7 protein-coding genes are annotated in these 7,244 nt (G+C 63.6%); 4 read left to right on the top strand and 3 right to left on the bottom strand.

All coding sequences use genetic code 11. The features are described from left to right. A partial coding sequence (locus VF194_RS04810) for an Arm DNA-binding domain-containing protein (RefSeq protein ID WP_330888570.1) occupies positions 1-208 on the bottom strand: 208 nt, incomplete at its 3' end. A gap of 456 nt (positions 209-664) precedes the next feature. On the opposite strand from VF194_RS04810, the gene VF194_RS04805 reads away from it, so the two are divergent. From VF194_RS04805 to VF194_RS04790, 4 genes are all read left to right on the top strand, one after another. Then, the gene (locus VF194_RS04805; RefSeq protein ID WP_330888569.1) at positions 665-1,051 is read left to right on the top strand and encodes a type II toxin-antitoxin system RelE/ParE family toxin; all 387 of its coding nucleotides are present in this window, start codon (positions 665-667) and stop codon (positions 1,049-1,051) included. 1 nt (position 1,052) lies between these two features. Next, positions 1,053-1,355, top strand: coding sequence for a DNA-binding transcriptional regulator (locus tag VF194_RS04800; RefSeq protein ID WP_330888568.1), 303 nt, complete (start codon positions 1,053-1,055; stop codon positions 1,353-1,355). 1,236 nt (positions 1,356-2,591) lie between these two features. Continuing rightward, positions 2,592-3,761, top strand: a complete 1,170-nt coding sequence (locus VF194_RS04795) for a fumarylacetoacetate hydrolase family protein (RefSeq protein ID WP_330888566.1) — start codon at positions 2,592-2,594, stop codon at positions 3,759-3,761. 25 nt (positions 3,762-3,786) lie between these two features. Beyond that, complete coding sequence (locus tag VF194_RS04790) at positions 3,787-5,316, top strand: altronate dehydratase family protein (RefSeq protein WP_330888564.1); 1,530 nt, start codon at positions 3,787-3,789, stop codon at positions 5,314-5,316. A 1-nt stretch (position 5,317) separates the two neighbouring features. Here VF194_RS04790 and VF194_RS04785 read toward each other — a convergent pair whose 3' ends face one another. Beyond that, positions 5,318-6,766, bottom strand: coding sequence for an MFS transporter (locus VF194_RS04785; protein ID WP_330888562.1), 1,449 nt, complete (start codon positions 6,764-6,766; stop codon positions 5,318-5,320). 66 nt (positions 6,767-6,832) lie between these two features. Beyond that, positions 6,833-7,243, bottom strand: a complete 411-nt coding sequence (locus tag VF194_RS04780; protein ID WP_330888560.1) for a hypothetical protein — start codon at positions 7,241-7,243, stop codon at positions 6,833-6,835. Position 7,244: the final 1 nt, after the last annotated feature.

The following is a 7,244-nucleotide window of genomic DNA, read 5'->3' as shown; positions in this document are numbered from 1 at the left end:
ACACGTCTTTCAGAGGGCCAAGCCCCATGTCACGGCCCCGGCGCTTCCCCGATGCATCCACGACCGAATACCGAAAGATCCATGACCGACCGCCATTCTTGGTGACGTGGACATAGAGCCCGCCGCCATCATGGTAGTGGCCGGGTTCAGTGATGCTCATCAGCTCGCGGGCTGTGAACCGGGCTAGTGATCGAAGCTTCTTGACCAAATCGTACCCACGACTCTACCCACAAATCCGTCGCTGCTTTGTACCGCTCTGGAATTGTTCAGTAAAGTCGAAAAATTATCTAATGCATTGTTTCTAAAGAATTATCTCGACGCCATCTTACGCAGGCTTACGCGCGAGTTGGGCGGAGAACCTCCACCCTCTCCGCCAGAAACTCAATTTTATTCAATTAAATCAATAATATAATAATTTAGCCCAGTCTTTACCCATCCCTATACCCGTCTTTGATAGCTACCCTATAAGGGAGGCAGTCGCTGGTAATTTGGCTCTGCCGCATACCGCCTGCTCTGTTACTAGAGCTGCATCTCCGCACACCCAATCTATGGGTTGCAGATTTTCCAGATAAACCGCTTAAAAGTAATCTACGATTGAGCTCCTAGCTGGCACGCAAGAAACAAAACTATACTCTTGCGTAGTATACTACGGAGTGGTATATACATGGCTCTGAGGGTGTTTAAAAACCTCGACTTTCAGAAATTTGTGAAGGACGAGGATTTGACTGATGAAGCTTTGTGGAAAGCAATCGACGAAGTCGAAAACGGTCTCGTAGATGCAAGGCTCGGCGGATTTCTAATCAAGAAACGAGTGCCTAGAGCCGGTGGCGGTAAACGTGGTGGCTATCGAACTATTATGGCCCACCGACAAGGAGAGCGCCTGTTTCTGCTGTACGGGTTCTCAAAAAGCGAACAGGACAATATCACTAAGAAAGAGAAGGACGCCCTTTCCGAAGCTGGTGATGTCTATATGAAGCTCACAGATGCTCAACTAGATTTAGCGGTAGAAAAGAAGAAGCTATTTGAGCTCAAAAGGAAGAAGGCGAAGTGAGATGAGCAAGATCCTGAAGAGTGTCCATGGGTCCATGAAGGACCTGCACGATATCGGCCTGATCGACGAAGTCACTATGCGTGACTTCGATGCGCGTTGCTTACCGCCTGTTCCGGAATATTCCAGTACACAGGTAGTAAAGATTCGCCGCAAGACGAAAGCTAGCCAAGGCGTATTTGCTGCATTTCTGAATGTCGGGAAATCTACTGTTGCCGCCTGGGAACAAGGCACAAAGAAGCCAAGCGGGCCAGCAGCGCGCCTACTCGATATTGTTGATCGAAAAGGCTTGGATGCTATTGCTTAAAAGTACGATCTACCAGTTTTCGAAAAACGAAAGGCCGGTTATTGAACCGGCCTTTTTATTGAATCCAGCGTCGCGTATAACTTACATCAACTCCGATTAAACTCACAGGATAGCCATCAACTCCGGCAGCAGTCCGTCGTGCTGGAGCCCGTAGATCCATATTGATGACTTCCAATCGCCGACCACCGTGCATCACCTTAAGCAATTCTGCCAGGACAAGAGCCGAAGCGACTGCCCCGACAAACGGGGCGCCCACCGCAGTCTCGGCGAGGCGCACAATGCCGCAAGGATCGATACCGCCGGCTTCCAGCCGCCTGTACGCGGCAGTATCCGGGGCCAGGCTATCAATCTTTGTGTCCCCCGCTGTAGCAAACACTCGTGAAGCAGGGGAACCGGCAGGAAACGTATGAACCGGAGAAGTCGGAAATCGGTCGCGCTCGGTCCAAGACCGGCCTCCACAATCAGGTCGAAACCTGCAGCTTCGAGACATTGGCGGGCAGTCAGATTGTCAACACCACATAGTAAGGCGGCAGGCTCATCTGCACATCGGCGCAGGTCAGGGCCAAATGCCCTTTCAACCAGCGATACCTGAAATCCGATTCCACGCGCCCAGTCCTTTGCAAGCCTAGTCTTCATTCGCCCTTTCTCGATCTGCTCCGTCAATACAGACGTGCTAACGGTTGATCCACCGGCACGATCAAAATCCTGCAGAACGAGGTCCACCTGAGAAGGATCGACATAGCCGACGAGACCGAGCGCCCACAAATAAGCCTGTCCAAGATGGCCCAGACCAAGCAACCAGAGCTTTTTCGGGCCACGAACGATTGCGGGGCCGTTTGATTCCTCCTTCCTCCAATCCGCGGCTGGATCCCAGAGCGAGAGCCCGATCTCACGCAGGCCTGCGCTTGGAACATCGCCCAATAGCCAGTTGAATGCCTCGGATACGGCAAGCCCCGCCCCGCATATCCCAGTTAGAGTGATTTCACGCTGCCCCCCAAACGGCCAAGGCCGGCTGGCCGGAATTACGGGCATTGAAAATAAGAAATGATCCAACGGTATGCGAACGTAGGCGAACTCAGGCGGGAGGCGGAGAAAAACACCCTCTCCGGGGGGAGGGGGAGTATGGCGTTCCCCCCGCCGCCCCTCGCCGCCAGCCGTCCGATATATCAGATACGAGGCGTGACGGATCGCCGGGCTTGGCGTATGCATTATGGGCCGAGCGAGGAAACATCGCCCATGCTGGACGCCGTCATTGCGCATTGCCTGCCCGAGGATCACGAGCGCGCCCTTCTCGTCGGCCGCGCCTGGCTGGCCGGCGATCCGGGCGGGCCAAGCATAGTGGCGCTGCGCGGCGGGGAACTGGCCGATCTCAGCGCCCTGGCGGCGACGATGAGCGAATTGCTTGACAGGGATGACGCCGCCGCCGCGGTGCGCGCGGCGCTGGCGTCCGCGCCGGCCGTGGCCGATCTGACAACCGCACTTACGAACGTCGCCGCCCAGCGCGCGCCGTATCTTCTGCCGCCCTGCGATCTGCAGGCGGTCAAGGCCGCGGGCGTGACCTTCGCCGACAGCCTGCTGGAGCGCGTCATCGAGGAGCAGATCCGCGGCGATGCGGCGCGCGCCGAAGCGGTCCGCGGCGAGATCGCCGCCGCCATCGGCAACGATCTGGCCAGGGTGAAACCCGGCTCGGCCGAGGCGATGCGGCTGCGCGCAGCGCTGATCCGGCGCGGCGCCTGGTCGCAATATCTGGAAGTCGGCATCGGCCCGGATGCCGAGATCTTCACCAAATGCCCGCCGATGGCCTCGGTCGGCACCGGCATGGCGGTCGGCATCCATCCGGCCTCCACCTGGAACAACCCGGAGCCGGAAGTGGTGCTGGCGCTGAACAGCCAGGGCCGCATCCTCGGCGCCACCCTGGGCAACGACGTCAACCTGCGCGACGTCGAGGGGCGCAGCGCCCTGCTGCTCGGCCGCGCCAAGGACAATAACGGCTCCTGCGCCATCGGGCCGTTCATCCGGCTGTTCGACGACGGCTTCGCCCTGGACGACGTGCGCCGCGCCGAGGTGAGCCTCACGATCCAGGGAGCGGACAATTTCCGCCTGGAAGCCAGCTCGCAGATGGCGAAGATCAGCCGCGATCCCACCGACCTGGCGGCGCAGGCCTTCGCGGCGCATCAATATCCCGATGGCGCCATGCTGTTCACCGGCACGATGTTCGCGCCGATCCAGGACCGCGACGCGCCGGGCATGGGTTTCACCCATAAGCGCGGCGACGTGGTGATCATCCGTTCGCCGCGGCTCGGCGGACTGGTGAACCAGGTCGATACCTGCGATCGTATACCGCCATGGCAATTCGGCAGCCGGGCCCTGATGGCCAACCTGGCGCGCCGCGGCCTGTTGCGCTGACACCGGCGCCCTCGAAGAGGTTCAGATGCTCGATACCGTCGCTTCCGTCATCCGCCTGAACGACAACGACAATGTCGTGGTCGCCCGCTCCGCGCTGCAGCCCGGTCAAAGCATCGAAGGCGGCCGCGTGACATTGCGCGCCGTCATCCCGCCCGGCCACAAGGTGGCGACCGCCCCGATCGCCAAAGGCGCGCCGGTGCGCAAATACAACCAGATCATCGGCTTCGCCTCGGCCGATATCGCGCCGGGCGATCATGTGCACAGCCACAATCTGGCGATGGGCGATTTCAGCCGCGACTACGCCTACGGCAGCGACGCCAAGCCGACCGCCTTCCTGCCCGAGGCCGAGCGCGCCACCTTCCAGGGCTATATGCGCGAGAACGGCAGGGCCGGCACACGCAACTATCTCGGCGTGATCACCAGCGTGAACTGCTCGGCCACCGTGGCGCGCTACATCGCCGATGCCTTCAAGGGCGATGCGCTGGCCGACTATCCCAATGTCGATGGCGTGGTCGCCATCGTGCATGGCACGGGCTGCGGCATGGCCGACAGGGGCGAAGGCTTCGGCAACCTGCAGCGCACGCTGTGGGGCTATGCGCAGCATGTCAATTTCGCCGGCGTGCTGATGCTGGGGCTGGGCTGCGAAGTCGCGCAGATCGATTTCATGATGGAGGCCCAGGGCCTGAAGCACAGCCCGCGCCTGCAAAGCATGACGATCCAGGACAGCGGCGGCACGCGCAAGACGGTCGAGCGCGGCGTCGCCATGCTGAAGGAGATGCTGCCGGCCGCCAATGCGCTCCGGCGCCAGACCCTGCCGGCCTCGCATCTGACGCTGGCCCTGCAATGCGGCGGCTCGGACGGCTATTCGGGCATCACCGCCAACCCCGCGCTCGGCGCGGCCGCCGACCTGCTGGTGCGCCATGGCGGCACGGCGATCCTGAGCGAAACGCCGGAAATCTACGGCGCCGAGCATCTGCTCACCCGCCGCGCGGAAAGCCGGGCGATCGGTGAGAAGCTGATCGAACGCATCCGCTGGTGGGAGGAATACTGCGCGCGCAACGGCGGCTCGATGGACAACAATCCCTCGCCCGGCAACAAGAAGGGCGGCCTGACCACGATCCTGGAAAAATCGCTCGGCGCCGCCGCCAAGGGCGGCACGACCAATCTGCGCGGCGTCTACAAATACGCCGAACGGATCGATACGAACGGCTTCGTCTTCATGGATACGCCCGGCTACGATCCCTGCTCGGCCACCGGCCAGATCGCCGGCGGCGGCAACATCATCTGTTTCACCACCGGGCGCGGCTCGGTGTTCGGCGCCAAGCCGGTGCCGTCGATCAAGCTGGCCACCAACTCCGCCATGTATCGCCGCATGGAAGAGGACATGGACATCGACTGCGGCGCCATACTGGATGAAGGCGTCAGCGTCGCCGCGATGGGCGAGCGGATCTTCGAAAAGATCCTCGCCGTCGCCTCGGGCGAGCGCTCCAAGAGCGAAGCGCTCGGCTTCGGCGATGCCGAATTCGTGCCCTGGCAGATCGGCGCCACGATGTAGGCTAGCGATGCGCCGGGGCCGCCCGGCGCGGAGCGATCGTCAGCGCCGCCACGCCGGCGCCGAGGGCGGCAAGGGCCGCCGCGCCCAGCATGACCAGGCGATAAGCCTCGGCCAATCCCGATCCCGCGCCGGCGGCATCGGCGCCGCCGAAAGCCAGCCCCAGCGCCGCAACCGCCAGCAAGCCGCCGGCGCGGGCGGCGGCATTGTTGATGCCCGACGCCACGCCGCCGCGATCCTCCGGTGCCGAATCGAAAACCGTGGCGGTCAGCGGCGCGACGGCCAGGGTCATGCCGATGCCGACGACGACGAGGCCGGGCAGATAGCCGATCCAGTAGTTCGCCGTCGATCCCGAGAGGCCGAGCAGGACGCAACCTGCCGCCGTCAGGGCCGGCCCGAGCACCAGCAGGGGCCGGGCGCCGAGCCGCTCGCCCAGGCCGCCCGACCAGCGCGAGCCGACGCCCATGATCGCCGAAAACGGCAGGAAGGCGGCGCCGGCCGCCGTGGCGCTGTAGCCATGCGTTTCGATCAGCAGGAAGGGCAGCAGGAACAGCGCCCCGCTCAGCGCCGCATACAGCAGCACCGTCAGGCCATTGGCGCCGGCGAAATCGCGGCTGTGGAACAGCCGGAGCGGCATCATCGGCGCGGCGGCACGCCGCTCGCGCCGGACGAACAGCCCGCCGGCCAGTAGCGCAACCATCGCGACGGCGGCGCCCGTCAGCCGCCTGCCCTCGCCCAGGGCGATCAGGCCATAGCTGAGCAGGCCGAGCGCCAGCACCGCCAGCACCGCGCCCGCCATGTCCAAAGCCTCGCCGCTTTCATCGTTGCGGCCGGCCGGCAGCTTCAACGCGAGTATCGTCGCCAGCGCGGCGATGGGCAGATTGATGAAAAAGATCGAACGCCAGCCGACGGCATCGACCAGCCAGCCGCCCAGCAGCGGGCCGGACGCCGTGGTCAGCGCCGCCGCAGCCGCCCAGGTGCCGATCGCGCGGCCGCGCGCCTCGCCGGTATAGGCGATGCCGATGATCGCCAGGCTGGCCGGCACCAGCAGGGCCGCCGCGATTCCCTGCGCCAGCCGGGCGGCGATAAGCCAGGCGGCGTTTGGCGCCAGGCCGCAGCCCAGCGAGGCCACGGCAAAACCGATCAGCCCGAGCAGAAATACCTGCCGCTGCCCGAAGCGGTCGCCGGCCGAGCCGCCAAGCAGGATCAGGCTGGCCAGCATCAGCATGTAGCCGTTGACCACCCATTGCACGGTGGCGAGCGGCGCCTGCAGGCCCTGCTGGATCGCCGGCAGCGCCACGTTGACCACCGAGGCATCGACGAAGCTGAGGCTCGAGCCGAGGATCGTGGCCGGCAGCACCCAGCGCAGGTTTACCTCCCGCTTCGCCCCGATGGGCTTGGGGGCGGGCCGTGCGGCCGGGATTTCGCAGGGCAGACGGTGCGGGTCGAGCATGCGGGTAACATAGATGCGCCCGCCGCGGCGGCAATATCGCCGCCGGACCGGCTGCGGCGGCCCGCCCTAGAAAAAGCCGGCCAGAAACGCCGCGGCCTTCTCCGACAGGCCGATGATCTTGTTCGTCGCCTGACGATAGAATTTGAAATTGAGCTCGGTCTCGGGCCGGCCGTCATCCCAATCGGTGAAAGTCCTGAGTTCGTTGCGGCCGAGCGGCCGCCTGGCCCGCGCCGTGCGGCGGACGGCAATGCTGACGCGCGGCGTCTGCCGGGCGAGGCCGCGTTGCTTGGCCACCGCTTCGGCCGAGGTGACGACGCCCTGCGCAATCAGGCCGCGGCCGCCCTCATGGTCGCTCGCGAACAGGAAAATGACATCGCCTTCGGCGATATGCCTGCCGCCATACATCGTCTTCTGGCCGGCGAAAACGAAATCCTTCGCGTCGGGATCGCCGATCCCGGTCTTGATGGCGAAGGCCATG

Source organism: Ferrovibrio sp., from assembly GCF_036381655.1.
Taxonomy (GTDB): Bacteria; Pseudomonadota; Alphaproteobacteria; order Ferrovibrionales; family Ferrovibrionaceae; genus Ferrovibrio.
The sequence above is the reverse complement of the archived record's forward strand: the minus strand, read 5'-3'. Positions and strand labels throughout refer to the sequence as shown.